This window comes from Candidatus Acetatifactor stercoripullorum (assembly GCF_944382095.1).
Classification (GTDB): domain Bacteria; phylum Bacillota; class Clostridia; order Lachnospirales; family Lachnospiraceae; genus Acetatifactor; species Acetatifactor stercoripullorum.
In genome coordinates this window covers 112333-128691 of the sequence record NZ_CALWMU010000003.1, presented here as the reverse complement: position 1 = coordinate 128691, position 16359 = coordinate 112333, and the positions used below count along the sequence as shown (strand labels likewise).

Below are 16359 nucleotides of genomic sequence, written 5' to 3'. Positions count from 1 at the left end.
TCTATTTCTTCATATGATAAATTCAGTATACCACATTTTATTAAATGTGTCATTTATTTAATTTATTATATACTAGCCACTGCTTCGGAACCCGTTTTTGGTTATTATGACCAGGTTCGTGATTTTATTAGCGAGTTTCGCAATTACTTATTAATATTCTACATTGAGGTCTGTGACGGCAGTAAGCCTCAATGCTCCTTAAACCATTGTAAACAAAGGCTTTTTCCTGCCGCAATTACAAAAAAATGTACTGATATCAATTTTTTATGATTTTCAATTTTTTTTAATAGCTTTGATTTTTTAAGATTGAGAACAAAAGAAAAAGATGCTATTTCTAAATTAACACAGCAAAAGCCGTCAGACGCCAATGCGATGAAAAATGAAATGATGAAATAAGAAAGCAATCAATGTTAGGAGGAGAAAAGAAATGGCTGTTACAAAACAAAGAAAGGCAGCGGCAGCAGCGGTGGGACGAAGAACTCCCGGGGCCGGAGGTAAAATAGCCGTACATTTTAAAAAGTATTACCAGCTCTGGCTGTTAGCGCTGCCTGGCATCATACTGACGCTGATGTTTTCCTACATACCCATGACCGGTCTGGTTATCATATTTAAGGATTACAATTTTACGGACGGTATTTTCGGCAGCCCCTGGGTGGGATTTAAAAATTTTGAGTTCTTTTTTGCCAACTTCGCAAATGCCTGGAGGGCAACTAAGAACACGATCATATTAAATCTGCTCTACACGGTGTGCGGAACCATAGTTTCGGTGGCGCTGGCGGTTATGTTCAATGAAATACGAAGCAAAAAGTACTTAAAAACAACCCAGTCCCTTTCCATCATGCCCTACTTTATTTCCTGGGTGGTGGCCGGAGGTATTTTGAGAGCCCTGTTAAATTATGACGGGGGCGCCATCAATAATTTTTTAATGGCCCTTGGCATGGACCGGGTGGATTTTTACAATGACCCCAAGTATTGGAGGATAATCCTGACCCTTTGCAACATCTGGAAATCCGCAGGCTACAATGGCATCATTTACTTTTCCACCATAGCGGGCTTTGACACCTCACTGTACGAATCGGCGCAGGTGGACGGCGCAAATTTATGGCAGAGAATCCGTTACATTACCGTGCCGCTGCTGAAGCCTACTATTATTATTATGTTTTTGCTTTCTATCGGAAAGATTATGAGCGGTGATCTGACCATGATGATGTCCATCACCAATCTGTCGCCTATGCTCTTGGACACTACAGATATTATCGACACCTATGTTTATCGTTCCGTTATTGGTGTGGGAGACTTTGTAATGGGCTCTGCAGTGGGACTTTACCAATCCATCTTCGGATTTGTGCTGGTGCTGTTTTCCAACTGGCTGGTGGGACGGTTTGATAAGGATTATAAATTATTTTAGGAAGGGAGGAAATTATGATGGAAAAAAGAAAGAAAATCAAACGCTGTACTTCGGACAGAGTGCTGACGACAGTGTTCTATGCAGTAGCGGGCGTATTTGCCATAGCGTGTCTGTATCCGCTGCTTCTGGCCATAGGAACCTCCTTTACGGATGAGGCATCTATCACGGTGAACGGCTACAATGTCATTCCCAGGGAATTCAGCCTGGAGGCCTATCAAATGATTTTTGGCTCTCTGGGAAAGAATCTGTTCAACGCTTACTGTGTGACCATAGGAGTTACTGTATGCGGCACCATTCTCTCCATATTGGTTTCCTCCTCTTTTGCCTATGTGCTGACGGTGAGGGAATTTAAACCAAGAGGGGCATTGAATATGTTCCTGTATATCCCCATGATTTTTTCCGCAGGACTGCTGCCCTGGTATATCATGTGCACCAAATACTACCATTTGACTAATAATTTTCTGGCGCTGGTGCTCCCCTGCTGCATCAATGCCTTCAACGTGTTTCTGCTTCGCAATTTCTTCAAATCCATACCGGAGGAGCTTGCGGAGGCGGCAAAGATTGACGGGGCAAATTATTTAAGGATATTCAGCGTGATTTATTTCCCTCTGGCTAAGGTGGGCCTGGTGACAGTCGGCCTGTTCTACGCACTAAGCTACTGGAACGACTATTATCTGTCCTTAATGTTTATCAGCAGGCAGAATATGTATCCGCTGCAGTATTATTTGTACAATATGCTTTCCAATGTACAGTTTATGGCAAACCAGGCCAATGCTTCCCTGGGGTACAATATCAATATCCCGCTGGAGACCACAAAGATGGCTACCATCTGCGTGACCATAGGACCGATCATTTTACTTTATCCCTTCGCCCAGAAATACATTACCAAGGGAGTTATCGTAGGAGCGGTAAAAGGGTGAGAGCACTCACATTCACAATATATTTTTACAAGGAGGAAAACATATGAAAAAGAAACTGATTTCCACATTGCTGGCGGCTGTCATGGCGGTATCTCTTGCAGCCTGCGGCTCTGACGGAGGCACAACGGCATCCTCTGCATCGCCGGACACCACAGCACAGGAAGGCTCCCAGACTGCGGAGGCGGGTACGGAGGCAGAGACCACTGCTGATTCTGAAAATCCCCTTCGGCCCGACACCTTGGACACCATCACAGTGGTGCTGTTTGGAGAGGAGTCCCCTCGTATGCAGGAGCTGATGGAGGAAGAGTTTCAGCAGGTATTTATTGATGAGATCAACACTCAGGTGGAGCTGATGTATCTGCCCTGGACGGAGAACGGAGCGGGCGGAAAGGTAGACCTGATGATCGCCTCAGGACAGGAGTTTGACGCCTGCATCGTGGATCCCGCATGGGCTGCGAACAGCTACAGCAAGGGTTATCTTCAGGACCTTACAGATGTGATCGACACCTATCTTCCGGACTGGCATGAAAACATGGATGAAACTGCCTTTGACGCATATCGGTTTGGAGACGGCGTCTATGCCATTCCCATCGGCAACAAGCCTACGGCGGGAACCTTTAACACAGTCTGTGTGAGAAAGGATATCATGGATGCCATCGGCATGACGGAGATCACCAGCCTGGAGGATTTGACAGAATATGTAGAGAAGGCCTATGAGGAATACGGACTGTATGCTACCTATGAGCTGGCAAACAGCGAATACATTATCAGAGGCGCCAGCGACAGAAACATCAGCGAGCTGACTACGGGACTGTGGGTGGATCAGGATACCCATGAGCTCATCAACTTTGCGGAATCCCCTGAGTTTGAGACGGCGGTGAAGCTGTACAACGAATGGTATGAGAAGGGATTGATTCCCAAGGATATTCTTACTAACACAGTAACCTTGCCCTTCCAGGCAAATATGTGCTCCATCATGAGAGGCACCAGCGGAACTACCAAGATTGAGAATGAGCCGGGCTTAAAGACTATCGTGCCCGAGGCGGAAACCATTGAATTTTATCTGCGCCCTGACAAGCCTGTTTACAAATCCACCTATGAAAACACAGCCTTCCAGGTACCGGTGACCTCTAAAAAGGCCGACAGAGTGGCGCTGTTTGTAAACCTTCTGCAGAAAAATACGGAGCTGGCGGACCTGTTTGCTTATGGCGTTGAGGGAACGGACTACGAGCTGGTGGATGGAAAGGTGTCAAAAATAAGCACTGACGAGCTGTTCTATGAATGGATGATTTATAATGTAAATATTTCTACCCCTACCACAGCTTACACGGATGAGTTTATGGAAGTCTATAAGACCTGGGATGAAGGCTCTATTACCTCTGTTGATTTTGGCTTCAGTATTGATTATACTAATATTAAGACAGAAAAGGCACAGATTGACAGTGTATGGGATGAGCTGGCAAAGCCCATGCTGGCAGGACTTAAGGATTACGACTCCAATATCGAGGAGCTGAAAACTGCGCTGCAGAATGCCGGGTGGGATACCTATGTGGCAGAGATTCAAAGACAGTTTGATGAATTTCTGGCAAATAAATAAGTAATTGCAAAAAAAGAGGCTGTCTGTTCTTGCAACAGGCAGCTTTTTTTGAGAAAATAAGAAAAAACCAAGGGAGGATGAACATGCTGACATTTGAGACAAAAACACCGGAGGAATGCGCAATACCGGGAAAAGCGGTGGAGGAGATGGACAAACGCATGGAGCGTCTTGGAATCCATATCCATGGCTATCTTTTGCTGAGTGGAAAAAGTATTATAGCGGAGCGCTACTGGGAACCCTATGGAAGGGATGTGATTCACAGGATGTACTCCATCACCAAGAGCTTTGCCGCCCTGGCGGTGGGACTTTTGGAGAAGGAGGGACGAATCAGCCTGGAGGATAAAATCTGTCAGTATTTTCCGGAGCTGCTTCCCCAGGACGGAGGGCATCCCTGGTGTCTTGAAATGACTATAAGGGATATGCTTTCCATGAGAACCTGCTATGGCTCCACTACCTTTAAGCGTTATGGAGACGGAGACTGGACGGAATCCTTTTTCCGGGTGGAGCCGGATCATGTGCCGGGCACTGTCTTTTCCTATGATACCTCCTCCGCTCATGTGCTGGCGGCTTTGGTGGAAAAGCTGACCGGCATGGAGCTGCTGGATTATATGCGGGAGAAGGTGCTGGATAAGCTGGGCTTTTCCAAAGAGGCCTATATCATGAAGGATCCCTCCGGCGTATCCCAGGGGGGAAGCGGAATGGTGTGTACCCTGCGGGATGTGGCCAAGGTGGCCTATTTGTGCAATCAGGGAGGCATACTGGATGGAGAGGAGCTTCTGCCCGGTGAGTTCTTAAGGGAGGCTGTGGCCTGCCAGACCCCCACGGATGTTCAGCCCACTCTGGACGAGCAGTGCGGCTACGGCTATATGATCTGGATGCCAAGAGAAGATGGCTTTGTGTTCTACGGTATGGGGGGACAGCTTGCAGTGTGCTTTCCCAAGCTGGATTTTTGCTATCTCACCATGGCGGATACCATAGGCAATCCAGCGGGACTGCAGATGCTCTATGACTGCTTTTACGACACGGTGTACCCTTGCCTGAAGGAGCAAAAGGGCAAAGCACTGACAGTGGGGAAAAACCTTGGACAGGATGTGCCGGATGCAGAATGGGAAAAGCGGCTTCGAGAGGAAACCCAGAATGTGGCCTATACCTTTTATGCCAACCAGATGCAGTGGAGCAGCCTTTGCTTTGACTGGCAGAAGGGGCGGCTTAGCTTTGTACTGCCCTCAGGGGAGGCACAGCTTGACTTTGGAGGTGACTGGGTGCGGGGACAGAAGTTTCCGGGCACAGATTATGCCTGTGAGTGTAAGGGATATTGGAAAATGGGACATTTCCTGCTGCAGTGCTATGTGACGGATGAAGAGCAGGGACATGTGAGCATGGATTTTGCATGGAAGGATGAAAGACTGAGCGTACGCATGGTCAGCACCAATGAGGAGTATTTCGCTTTCTTTAAGGGCTTTGGCTCTGCGTACAGACAAAAGGAATAGAAGGGAAGCCTATGGACAAGGGAATCTGCCAGAAATTTTTGGGGAAGTTTAAGGGGAAGAAGATATTCCGGCATATGTTTGCAGTCTGCTTTGGTTTGGCGGCCATCTGTATTTTTTTATCCTGCATTGTGGGGTTTTTGTGGTTTCGGGCCTCCCAGCTGGAAAAGGAAGAGCAGGACTATGAAAATATGCTGTACGCTTATTCTCTCATGCTTGACAGCTACCGGAATTCGGCAGAGGAAACCATTGAGGTGCTGGAAAATGACAATTATGTAAAGCGGATTATGTACCGGCAGGAATTTTTCTGGGATGATAACACAGGTGTGGCGGCTTCGATGGTGACTAACATGATTTCCGTCAACCCGTTCTTTCATTCTATCTATATTTTCGGAAGCGGGGATTATCTTTTAAAGAGCAGTAATCCCTCTTACCCTATGGACAAGCAAGGGGACAGCCTGATGCAGGGAATCTACCAAAACAGCGTTTTCGGAGAATTTACGCCTGCCTATTATATTGACGTTTACGGAGAGAGCAAAGCCCTTTTATGCCTGTCCAGCGGGGAGCTGGAGCCGGTAAACGGTCAGAAGGAAAGCGGCATTTTAGTAAGTCTGGATATCGGCAGGGTGATGGAGGGCATATTTTCTCAGGCGAAAGAAGGAGAGCAATATCTCCTGACCGACGGACAGGGTAACATTATCTATGCCAAGGGCGGCAGATACCAAAGCAGCAACCCTTTGCAGGAGGAGGCGCTCATATCGCTTCTGCGCAGCTGTACGGGACAGTCGGCAGAGCTGTTAAGGCTGGATGGAGAGAGGTATCTGGCAAGCTGCGTCAATATGGACGGGGAATTTTACCTGGTGTGGCTGGTGCCTTACCAGAATCTTTCCGCTTCCATCCGCCATGTGGGAATTATTTTTGCGGCCATAGGGATATTGGTTGTGATAATTGTGCTGCTGCTGGCGTTTGCTATGTCCAACCGAGTGTATGCTCCCTTAGATGAGATGGTTCGCACGGCCGGAGAAGAGGGAGTTCCCTCCAAGGCTATGTCCAAGAGACTGGCGGACACGGAGCTGTCCACCATTGCAAGAACCTACCAGTCCATGGTGCAGACCCTCAATCATATGAACCTGCGGAAGGAGCAGGAGGAGCTTGCAGCTTATTTAAGCAGCAAATCCACCCAGAAAAGCACGCCCGAGTGGGTGGAGGAAACCTATGGAAGAGAGGGAGTCCACAGCCGTCTGGTATGTCTGCGCATCAGCGATACCAAGGATTTTCATGACAATAATACGGAGGAAGCCATTGCCTTTGAGCTTGAGACCATAAAAAGCATTGTGGAGGAGGTGCTGAAAGGGCTTGGCGATATTCTTGTGACGCCTGTGGACAGAGAATATCTGGCGGTGATGCTGTTTTCGGAGAGCGCCAGGACAGAGGAACAGATCATTTCCGGCATACGAGAGGTATTCGCAGTAACCGGGGAGCTTCTGCACATTGGCATGGATGCAGGGATCAGCAAGGAAAAGGAAGGCTTTGGAGAGCTGAATATTATGTATCAGATGGCAAGAGCCGCCACGGCGTACCGCTTTATGTATGGGATCGGCTCCATTGTGACGGAGGAGGAAATGACGGTAAGGGCCTTAAACGGCAAAACCTCTCCGGAGGTTTCTGCGCTGATAGAGCAGCTAAAGAACGGTGACAGAGAAGGCTTTGCCAGGGAATACCAACACATGATTCAGGAGATCAAGGACCTTTCCATTCAGGCAGCAATGGACACCCTTATGGAAATGGCCTCCCAGATGATCACCTATTACCATACCCTGCACTATCGGTTTGAACCCTTGTCAAAGGCTGACTACGAAGCCTTAAGTCAGAGCCTTTCTTCCTATGAGTACATGGATGACATCGGCGAGTGGTTTTTCCAGCTTGCAGAGGAAATCTGGACGGTGCTGGAGCGGTCCAGACAGACGGGCAGAGAGGACATTGTGGAAAAAGCTGTGTCCTACCTGCAGGAAAACTATGCGGACCCGGGCATCAGCGCCCAGCTTTTGGCGGACAGATACCACATTACGCCCTCTTATTTCAGCAGACTCTTCCATGAAAAGTGCGGATGCACCTTTCCTGATTATCTCACTGCGCTGCGGATGGAAAAGGCTAAGGAGCTTCTGCTATCGGAGGGCAATAAAAGCATACAGGAAATCTGTGAGCTGGTGGGATACAGCAATCCATCCTACTTTAACGCCATATTCAAAAAGAAATTCGGCGTCACGCCGGGGCAGTTCCGAAGGAATCACAGAAACGGGCAGTGATTTTTGTATTGATAGTATTCATGCACCAGGCTTTTATAGCCCCAGTCCTTTAAGGTCTGATAGCGGATGCGGTAATTGCCCCTGGTGTGGCGGCCGGTGGCCGCATAGCGCAGGTACTGCTGCAGATAGGCGTCCACCTGCCTTAATCCTGTGTCCACAGTGAGATTGGGAAAAAACCATCTGCTCCAGGTGAAATCCTCTTCCTCCTCCTGACCGTAGAATTTCCGGTTCATGGCGCGGATAAAGCCGATGGCCGCCTTGTCTGGCGCCAGACCCTTTCTTCGCTGCCACCGGCGCAGCGCATTGGCCTTGCGCCTGATCTTTCCCTTGATCTTGTAAATGGTGTTTGGAGAAAGATCCGCCTCTCCTTTATGGAAGGAAAAGCCAAGAAAGTCAAAGGGCTCTCCGGGAGCGGAAATATGCACCTTTTCGGGATTTATGGAAAGCCCCAGGGATTTCAGCCTCTCATAGAGCTGCGCCTGTCTTTTTTCCAGCGCCTCCAGGGTGGGCGCAAACAGCAGAATATCATCAGAGTAGCGAAAATAGGGTACGCCTTCTTCTTCAAAAAAGGCGTCCGTATCCCGCAGATACACGTTGGCAAAAAAGGGAGAAATGGGAGTGCCCGCCATGGCTCCATGATTTTCCTTCACAATCTGAGAGCCGTCCACTACCCGATCCTCCCCAAGAATCCGGGTAAACAAAGCATATAGAGCGGGATCTCTTTTGCGGAGAAAGGAAAGCTTTTCCAAAAGGAGCTTTACGTCGATGGAATTGAAGTAATTGCTCACGTCTGCCTTCAGGCAGTAAAAGGACCAAATGCGTCTGTCCCTTCGGATGCGGAGGACCGCGTCCCTCACTCCGTAGCCCCGGCGGAAGGAATAGCAGCTTTTACAGAAATAATCGTCAAAGGAAAAAAGCTGAAAGGCGATGAATTTCAAAAGGATACCCTCATCTCCTGAAAAAGTGTAGACGATGCGTTTTTTTGTAGTGCCCTCCTTGTTTACCACACGCTTTAACGGAAGCGTCTGGGGGAAAAGGCCTTGCTGCCAGGCGCTGCACAAAGGCAGATATCTCTTCTGCTCGATAAAGGAAAGCAGCTCCTGGGCTTCCTTCTGGGAAAGATGCTGTTTTGTAAGCTTGTATTCTAAAAAAGCCCGCCAGCTTTCCTCGCTGGCCGCTTTTTCAAGGATGGATGTGTTCATGGGAATTCCTCGTAAAAAGATCACAAATGAAAAGGCTGCCGGCCCGCATTGTATTTGCCGCAGGCTGGCAGCAAAAAGAAGGGGAAAACGCTTTGAAGCCATAATAGCCGTGCTTTATGGCACAGGGCTGAATATGCTTATACTGCCCGCAAAGCATAAAAAAGAAAGCATACTTCGCCCGCCGCGGGCGCAACAAAAGTTGTATTTCCCTTTCTTTTCAGCAAATGAAGGTGGGCTGCAGATTTCAGCCAGGCATGATCTCCTTAAGCTTGTTTATGATATAATCTCTATTGCTTGGAAGATAGGACATAAAGTGAGCATAGGGAACGCCTCTTTCGCTGCAGGCCTCCCTGGCAGACTTATAGTCCCTTCTGCGGTAGTTTCCACGTTTGTTCATAATAATAATCAAAGCTGCAGGCTCACCGTTACGGTAGAGGCCGTAGGTGAAGTGCTGTGCGTTTTCCGGGGCGCCCACCACAGAAGGGGGCACATCCCTGCGCACCTCGCAGTCGCTGTAAAATTCCTTAAAAATTGTTTCCAGGCGGAAACGGACTCCTTCTTCACCGCCATTTTCATAAGAGTAATCCCCGGTCTGGGCAGTGGACGCTGCTTTTGCGGCAGTGGCTGCCGTGGCTGGAGCTGCGTTTGCTTCGCCGGACTTTTCGGTGTCGGAGCCGTTCATAAAGCTGTCTACCACCGAATCAATGGCTGTGTTTAGAACCCTTCGCGCAATCCTGTCTAATATCCCCATATTCCCTCTTTTCCGCATCGAAATGCTGTCTTTTGTTTTTCAAAATTATGACACGATTATAACATGATATCGAAGAGCCTGCAATAGCCTCTTTGCAAAGTCCTTTGCTACAGCCGCACCTGGATGTGATAATGCTCCAGCCAGTATCCCACCTGCAGCAGATAAGCCAAAAGCTGGGGACCGGCCATGAGCTGGCCGTAAAAGGGTTTGCCGTAGTCCGAGGGACACTTGAGAAGGGCCTTTGTTTTTTCCAGATCAATAAAGTCGGAAAGCGGAGTGCTGGTATCCTGCAAAGCTGCCAGAAGGCGCTCCTTCAGCAGGTTCTCGTAGGCCGGATCATAGGTCTTGGGATAGGGGCTTTTTTTGCGGAAAAGCACCTCGTCGGGAAGAAGCCCCCTGGCGGCCTCTCGAAGCAGCCCTTTCACCTGGCCCTTTGGGCATTTCATGCTCCAGGGAACGTTAAAGACATATTCCACAATGCGGTGATCCGCCAGGGGAACCCTGGCCTCCAGTCCGGTGTGCATACTGGTGCGGTCCATGCGGTCTAACAGGGTCTGCATAAACCACCGCAGATTCAGATAGGAGATTTCCCGGCGGCGGGCCTCTTCGTCATTGTCCTGTGAAAGCCTGGGCGTTTCTTTCACCGTGGCTTCATAGGCCGCCCTCACATATTCCTCTATGGGCAGCAGCTCTTTGATTTCGTCCCGAAGCAGCATTGTGCGCGGCGCAAGATCCATAGACCAGGGAAAGCAGTCTGCCTGGAAGCATTCCTTTTTGTGAAACCAGGGATAACCTCCGAAGATTTCGTCGGCGCATTCTCCGGTGAGGGTCACCTTATGACGGGCGGCAACCTGGCGGCAGAAATAGAGCATGGAGGATTCCACGTCAGCCATACAGGGCAGGTCTCGTGCATCCACTGCCTGAAAGAGAAAATCATAGAGGGCCTGGCTGTCACATTCCAGATAACGGTGATTTGTATGGGCATAGGCCGTCATTTTGTCTACCCAGGGACGATCCTGGGAGGGCTGAAAGGCGTTGGCCCGGAAATTGGCGTCGTTTCCCGCAAAGTCAAAGGAATAGGTATCCAGCTGCTTCCCCTGATCTGCAAGGGCCCTGCTGCAGACCGCCGTCACCAGACTGCTGTCCACACCGCCGGATAAAAAGGTGCAGATGGGAACGTCGGAAAGCATCTGCATCCGAATGGCGTCTGTTACCAGATATCGGGTTTTCTCTACGGTCTGCTCCCAGGAATCTTCGTGGGGGCGGCTTTCAAGCTGCCAGTAGGGCGAAAGCTGCGCCTCAGTGCCCTGAAATTCCAGGAAATATCCGGGGAGCAGCTCAAAGATATTTTGAAACACACCTTTCCCATAGGTTTTGGCGGGGCCCAGCCCAAAAATCTCACACAGTCCCTCTCTGTCCACAACAGGCGCAACGCCGGGGTAGGCAAAAAGCCCTTTGATCTCAGAGGAAAACACAAGAGTATCTCCCTGCAGGGTATAAAACAGCGGCTTTACGCCCAGACGATCCCTAAACAGGCACAGTGTCTGGGCGCTTTCATCCCAGACACAGAAGGCAAAAATACCGTTGAGCTGTTTCACGTAATCCCGCCCATGGAGCAGATAACCGGCCAGTATCACCTCTGTGTCGGTGTCTGTGGTAAATTCCATGCCCTCTGAAAGAAGCTCCCTTTTAAGGCCGGGCATATTGTAGATTTCTCCGTTAAAGCAGATGGTGCAGCGGTGATCCCCCCACTGCTTTGACATAGGCTGATGCCCTCCCTGAGGGTCCAGGATAGACAGCCGCACGTGAGACAGGCCGCAGTGTCTGAAAAGGGCCACTCCATCGTCATCAGGCCCTCTATGCTTCTGAATCTGGTTTATCTTCTGCAGAATAGGGTACCATCTGCCTCCATCCTCCAGAAAATTTTTGTGAAAGCTGCTAAATCCGGCAATTCCGCACATATCCACCTCATTTCTGCGCAGCCACGTCTGTGAGAAGGGGCTGCAGCTGTTTGTGCTCTAAAGCCATCTCCAGGGCCGGGAGCAAAAGAGAAGTATCTGCCACAAGAGAATTTGGCTTTTTCTCCCAGTCATCCTGACCGAAGGGCACAAAGTATATATTTTTGGAGTTTAACAAAAGGCCGATGTTTTTCAGATTCATGCCAAGCCCGTCGTTGGTGGAAATGGCTAACACAAGGGGCTTGCTGTTTCTAAGGTGCGCCTTGGCTGCCATGAGCACCGGGGTGTCCGTGATGCCGTTTGCAAGCTTTGCTGCGGTATTGCCGGTACAGGGCAGAATCACAAGAAGGTCAAGATATCCGCCAGGCCCGATGGGCTCTGCCTCCTCAATGCGAAGAATGGGTTTTCTGCCCGTGATTTCTTCTACCCTTGCAAGGTATGCCTCAGGAGCGCCGAAGCGGCTTTCAATGGTCTGGGAGGCGTTGGAGAGAATGGGAAAAATATCTGCTCCGGCCTCCTTCAGCTTCTGAAGGGCGGCAAAGGTTTTGTCAAAGGTGCAAAAAGAACCGGTGAGCGCTGCGCCCACTTTTTTTCCCTCTAATTTCATAAAATCCTCGTTTCTGCGCTGCCTTTTCCCGTAGGCGGCTTTGCGACAGGCAGCGCGCAGACACAAGCCGCATACAATGGATTCTGAAAAACCATGTCTTAAGATATTTTGTCCGTCACGTATTGGGCCAGGCGTCTGGCGGAGCTTGCGCCGGCATATTTTCCGGGGAGACCGGGACAATGCCGTGCCGGGATGCCAAGACTTTCAGCCGCCTCGTAATCCACGCCTCCCTGATTGGAGGCAATATCGATGATCAGCCCCTTTGCAGGAAAATTCTTAAGACAGTCCCTGGTGAGAACCAAGGCGGGAATGGTGTTGAACACATATTCAAAAGAGCTGATTTCCTGCTTCAGTCTGGGAAGCAAAAGGGTGGAAAGCCCCATGGCCTCCGCAGACGCCAGCTCCTTAAGGCTTCGGCTGCACACAGTCACCCGGGCGTCTAAGCCCTTCAGCTTCTGGGCAAGCACCCTGCCGCATCTGCCGTATCCCAGCACAAGACATTCACTGTGGTGAAGGCTGGTATCCTTGTGAAGCAAAGCCTCCAAAACGGCACCCTCCGCCGTAGCGATGGCATTGAAAATAGTCAGGGCCTCGTCCTTCATAAAATCAAAGCAGCCGATTTCTCTTTCTTCGCAGTGCTGCCGGAAGCTTTCGGGAATCACGCCTCCGAAAATTTCCTGATGTCTGCGCAGAAGCCGCTGCAGCTCTGCCAGACTGACAGGGGGCATGGGCTCCTGAAAAAAAATATGGCCCTCCTTCTCAAAGGGGATACCAAACACCAGCACTGCAGCATTTTCCACAGCCTCCCGGAGCTCCTGCGTTTGGTGTATATTTGCGTTTTCAGGAGTTTTTGACACCCCGCAGGCGATCACACGGTATCCCTTTTCCAGAAAAACCGGAGCCATACAGGCGGTGCGCTTGTCTCCGCCGATAATTGCAATATCAAACTTTTTCCATTTTGACAACTTCTGCTGTCTCCTCCCTTTTTCCACTATCATTTTTTAAAATATGTACCTTCCCGGAGGACTGTTACCCATTTCTTTTCAGGATTCTCATAAAAATCTCACAGAAATTTTACAAATGGCGGATATGCTTTATAATAAGAAGGGAAGAGGGCAGGAGGAGGTAAGCGGATGAGAAAAATGCTCATTGTAGACGATGATGCGCATATCAGAAATCTGGTGATGGTCTATGCACAGCTGGAGGGCTTTCAGTGCAGCGAAGCGGAGAATGCAAATCAGGCAGCTGCCGGTTATCATGCTGACGGCCCGCAGCGAGGAATACGATAAGCTGTTAGGCTTCCGGCTGGGAGCCGACGATTATGTTTCCAAGCCCTTTAGCCCAAAGGAGCTGATGGCAAGGGTGAACGCCGTTTTAAAAAGGGCCGGGGGAGAAACCGCCGGAGCCCTGAAATTCGGAGATTTCTGCATAGAGACAGACACACGGATCGTTATGGCCGGGGAAAACAGAATCAATCTTCCGCCAAAGGAGTTTGATCTTTTGGTGAAGCTGGCCCAGAACGAGCATATTGTGATGACCAGAGATCAGCTTCTTTCCTCTGTCTGGGGCTATGAGTATTATGGTGACACCAGAACGGTGGATACCCATGTGAAGTCTCTGAGAGAGCACCTTGGAGACTACAGAAGGCTGATTCAGACCGTATGGGGAGTGGGGTATAAATTTGAGTACAAGCAATAAAAGCAAAAACCATTTTTTCTCCAAAATGTCGGTGCGGCTGTGGTTTATTATGATGGCGGTGGTATTATTTACCATTGTGCTCATGTGGATTGTACAGGTCTTTGTCCTGGAGAGCAATTATGCGGACATGGCTGTGGGTGAAATCAAAAACCAGCTGGAAACTGTCAGGGAGGAGCTTACAACAGGTGATTTGGCGGACAATGGGGAGCTGCTTTCCTATTTGAGCAAAATCATAAACGGCAAGCTGATGCTTGTGGACAAAAACGGCAGCCTCATAGAAATTTACAGCTATGGACATACTCTGAACATGGAAGAAGACATGTCCAACGTTTCGGTTTGGGAGGATATTGAAAACAGTGATGTGTATGAGAATGTGCTTGCCAGGCAGACCTACAGCAGAGAGGTGCGGGAAAACTCTCATCTGGAATCCTATGAGATCGGCCTTCCGGCTGTATACAATGGCGAGGAGGTGTATCTAATTCTGCGGCAATCCTTTTCGGAGCTGAATCAGGTGCTTGGCATGAACCGCAGACAGCTCATTGCCTTCAGTATTCTTCTGACATTAGTGTCAGCTGTCATAGCGGCTGTTTTGTCCAGAAGATTTATCAAGCCGGTACGCATCATAAAGGACACGGTAGACGAGCTGGCAAGAGGCAATCTGCAGGCGGAGCCGGATATTGCGTTACATGACGAGGTGGGGCAGCTGGCAGAGTCGGTTAGAGAGCTGGGGCAGGCTCTGCAGCGGGTGGACGCTTTGCGCAAGGAGCTGATCGCCAATGTGTCCCATGAGCTGCGGTCCCCCCTTTCCCTGATTGGAGGGTATGCGGAAATGGTCCGGGACATTCACTGGAAGGATGAGGAGAAACGGCAGGAGGATTTGAACCTGATCATAAAAGAGGCCAACCGCATGAGCGAGATGGTAAGTGATATCCTGGATTATTCACAGCTGCAGGCAGGTTATCTGCAGCTGCGCAAGGATTGGTACAATCTCTGTGAAATCCTGGAGTCGGAGGTAATGCTGTGCGAGCAGAGTGTGGCAAAAAATCACATAAAGATCACCCTCTCTCTGCCCCAGGGGGAAGCTATGGCATATGTGGATGCCCTGAAAATCAGTCAGGTCATCAGAAATCTTCTGTACAATGCCATCAATCACACCCAGGATGGGGAGTCCATTGTGGCAGAGCTGAAAGAGGAACAGGAAGGGTTCTATGTGGCAGTAAAAAATGTGGGGGACCCCATTCCGGAAGAGGAGAGGTCGTTGATCTGGGAGCGTTACCACAGAAGCCAGCACCAGGGCGGGCGAAATGAGGGAACGGGCCTTGGCCTTTCCATTGTGAGCACCATTTTAAAGGCTCATGGGATGGATTACGGAGTGGATTATGAGGACAAAATGACGGTCTTCTGGTTTCGGTATAGGAAAAAGCAGGATGTTTAGGAGAGAATGCCCAAGAGGAGGTGAAGGGCTTGCAGGACAATCTGGAAAGCGCAAGGGAAACGCTGCGGCAGGTGAATCAGGTGATTCTTGGAAAGGAAAAGGCGGTAAAGGAGGTCATGCTGGCCTTTTTGGCCAACGGACATATTTTATTGGAGGATATACCCGGAGTGGGAAAAACTACGCTGGCGTTATGCTTTTCCAGGGTGATGGAGCTGGATTATAAAAGAGTGCAGTTTACGCCGGATGTAATGCCCTCGGATTTGACGGGCTTTTCCATTTACCGCCGTGAAGAGGAGAAATTTGTGTATCAGCAGGGAAGCGTATTCTGCAATCTGCTGCTGGCGGATGAAATCAACAGAACCTCCCCCAAAACCCAGTCGGCGCTTCTTGAGGCGATGGAGGAACGCAGAGTAACGGTGGAGGGTGTTACCAGAAAGGTGCCGGCTCCGTTTTTGGTGATTGCCACCCAGAACCCTGTGGGAAGCGCCGGCACTCAGTATCTTCCGGAGGCCCAGATGGACAGGTTTATGATTACCATGACCATGGGATATCCGGATTTCGAAAGCGAGCTTTCCATGGCAAAGGCTGTGGGGGAAAGCAGAGGCGTGGATTTGCTGCGGCCGGTTTTGAACAAAGAGAGGCTTTTGGAAATGCAGAGAGAAGTCCAAAGGGTGTTTATCAAGGATGAGATATACCGTTACCTTTTGGAGTTTGTCACTGCTACAAGAAAGCATCCTTATCTGGAACGCGGCGCAAGTCCCAGAGCCACCATTGCCCTGGTGGAGATGGCAAGAGCCGCAGCCTTTCTGGAGGGGCGCAATTACGTGACCCCTGCAGATGTCAGGGAGCAGTTTCCCTATGTGGCGGCTCACAGGATTCAGGAAAACAGGGCAGCCCGGATGGAGGGAATGGGAAAGGAACAGATTATCCAGCAGATTCTAAAGCAGGTCAGGCAGCCTTCCATGGGAAAGGATTAGCCTGGGAAGGGAT

At 49.7% G+C, this 16359-nt stretch carries 14 protein-coding genes; 9 read left to right on the top strand and 5 right to left on the bottom strand.

The window, feature by feature from the left end; genetic code table 11:
• The first annotated feature begins 427 nt into the window (after positions 1-427).
• The 5 genes from SHK35_RS01930 to SHK35_RS01910 all read left to right on the top strand — a co-directional run bounded on the left by SHK35_RS01930 (position 428) and on the right by SHK35_RS01910 (position 7718).
• Complete coding sequence (locus SHK35_RS01930; protein ID WP_318703404.1) at positions 428-1408, top strand: ABC transporter permease; 981 nt, start codon at positions 428-430, stop codon at positions 1406-1408.
• Between the two features lie 14 nt (positions 1409-1422).
• The gene (locus SHK35_RS01925) at positions 1423-2328 is read left to right on the top strand and encodes a carbohydrate ABC transporter permease (RefSeq protein ID WP_318708299.1); all 906 of its coding nucleotides are present in this window, start codon (positions 1423-1425) and stop codon (positions 2326-2328) included.
• 43 nt (positions 2329-2371) lie between these two features.
• A complete protein-coding gene (locus tag SHK35_RS01920) occupies positions 2372-3925 on the top strand; it encodes an ABC transporter substrate-binding protein (RefSeq protein ID WP_318708297.1) in 1554 nt (517 codons plus the stop codon).
• 83 nt (positions 3926-4008) lie between these two features.
• Positions 4009-5415 (top strand): serine hydrolase domain-containing protein, encoded by a 1407-nt coding sequence (locus tag SHK35_RS01915; RefSeq protein ID WP_318708295.1) that lies wholly within the window; start codon positions 4009-4011, stop codon positions 5413-5415.
• Positions 5416-5426: 11 nt separating this feature from the next.
• Complete coding sequence (locus tag SHK35_RS01910; protein WP_318708294.1) at positions 5427-7718, top strand: AraC family transcriptional regulator; 2292 nt, start codon at positions 5427-5429, stop codon at positions 7716-7718.
• On the opposite strand, the gene SHK35_RS01905 is transcribed toward SHK35_RS01910, so the two are convergent.
• From SHK35_RS01905 to dpsA, 5 genes are all read right to left on the bottom strand, one after another.
• Positions 7700-8920, bottom strand: coding sequence for a reverse transcriptase/maturase family protein (locus tag SHK35_RS01905; protein ID WP_318708293.1), 1221 nt, complete (start codon positions 8918-8920; stop codon positions 7700-7702). The two genes, SHK35_RS01910 and SHK35_RS01905, sit on opposite strands and share 19 nt — an antisense overlap.
• Positions 8921-9164: 244 nt before the next feature.
• Complete coding sequence (locus SHK35_RS01900; RefSeq protein ID WP_318703413.1) at positions 9165-9671, bottom strand: hypothetical protein; 507 nt, start codon at positions 9669-9671, stop codon at positions 9165-9167.
• A 107-nt stretch (positions 9672-9778) separates the two neighbouring features.
• Positions 9779-11632 carry an asparagine synthase (glutamine-hydrolyzing) gene (asnB, locus tag SHK35_RS01895; protein WP_318708292.1) on the bottom strand — a complete coding sequence of 618 codons (1854 nt, stop codon included), beginning with the start codon at positions 11630-11632 and terminating at the stop codon, positions 9779-9781.
• A gap of 7 nt (positions 11633-11639) precedes the next feature.
• Complete coding sequence (locus SHK35_RS01890; protein WP_318708290.1) at positions 11640-12236, bottom strand: dipicolinate synthase subunit B; 597 nt, start codon at positions 12234-12236, stop codon at positions 11640-11642.
• A gap of 98 nt (positions 12237-12334) precedes the next feature.
• A complete protein-coding gene (dpsA, locus tag SHK35_RS01885; protein ID WP_318708289.1) occupies positions 12335-13201 on the bottom strand; it encodes a dipicolinate synthase subunit DpsA in 867 nt (288 codons plus the stop codon).
• A 168-nt stretch (positions 13202-13369) separates the two neighbouring features.
• Here dpsA and SHK35_RS01880 point away from each other — a divergent pair, with 168 nt between their 5' ends.
• The 4 genes from SHK35_RS01880 to SHK35_RS01865 are packed head-to-tail and all read left to right on the top strand — an operon-like array spanning position 13370 to position 16346.
• Positions 13370-13525: a hypothetical protein gene (locus SHK35_RS01880; protein WP_318708288.1), complete on the top strand. Its 156-nt coding sequence runs from the start codon at positions 13370-13372 to the stop codon at positions 13523-13525.
• Positions 13467-13934, top strand: coding sequence for a response regulator transcription factor (locus tag SHK35_RS01875; RefSeq protein WP_318708287.1), 468 nt, complete (start codon positions 13467-13469; stop codon positions 13932-13934). Before SHK35_RS01880 ends, SHK35_RS01875 begins: the two co-directional genes overlap by 59 nt.
• Positions 13918-15369, top strand: coding sequence for a sensor histidine kinase (locus tag SHK35_RS01870; RefSeq protein ID WP_318708284.1), 1452 nt, complete (start codon positions 13918-13920; stop codon positions 15367-15369). Before SHK35_RS01875 ends, SHK35_RS01870 begins: the two co-directional genes overlap by 17 nt.
• 29 nt (positions 15370-15398) lie before the next feature.
• Positions 15399-16346, top strand: a complete 948-nt coding sequence (locus SHK35_RS01865; protein WP_318708282.1) for an AAA family ATPase — start codon at positions 15399-15401, stop codon at positions 16344-16346.
• Positions 16347-16359: the final 13 nt, after the last annotated feature.

Coding starts and splice junctions, on each gene's coding strand:
- SHK35_RS01930 (WP_318703404.1), top strand. CDS start 428: ATGGCTGTTACAAAACAAAGAAAGGCAGCGGCAGCAGCGGTGGGACGA.
- SHK35_RS01925 (WP_318708299.1), top strand. CDS start 1,423: ATGATGGAAAAAAGAAAGAAAATCAAACGCTGTACTTCGGACAGAGTG.
- SHK35_RS01920 (WP_318708297.1), top strand. CDS start 2,372: ATGAAAAAGAAACTGATTTCCACATTGCTGGCGGCTGTCATGGCGGTA.
- SHK35_RS01915 (WP_318708295.1), top strand. CDS start 4,009: ATGCTGACATTTGAGACAAAAACACCGGAGGAATGCGCAATACCGGGA.
- SHK35_RS01910 (WP_318708294.1), top strand. CDS start 5,427: ATGGACAAGGGAATCTGCCAGAAATTTTTGGGGAAGTTTAAGGGGAAG.
- SHK35_RS01905 (WP_318708293.1), bottom strand. CDS start 8,920: ATGAACACATCCATCCTTGAAAAAGCGGCCAGCGAGGAAAGCTGGCGG.
- SHK35_RS01900 (WP_318703413.1), bottom strand. CDS start 9,671: ATGGGGATATTAGACAGGATTGCGCGAAGGGTTCTAAACACAGCCATT.
- asnB (WP_318708292.1), bottom strand. CDS start 11,632: ATGTGCGGAATTGCCGGATTTAGCAGCTTTCACAAAAATTTTCTGGAG.
- SHK35_RS01890 (WP_318708290.1), bottom strand. CDS start 12,236: ATGAAATTAGAGGGAAAAAAAGTGGGCGCAGCGCTCACCGGTTCTTTT.
- SHK35_RS01880 (WP_318708288.1), top strand. CDS start 13,370: ATGAGAAAAATGCTCATTGTAGACGATGATGCGCATATCAGAAATCTG.
- SHK35_RS01875 (WP_318708287.1), top strand. CDS start 13,467: ATGCAAATCAGGCAGCTGCCGGTTATCATGCTGACGGCCCGCAGCGAG.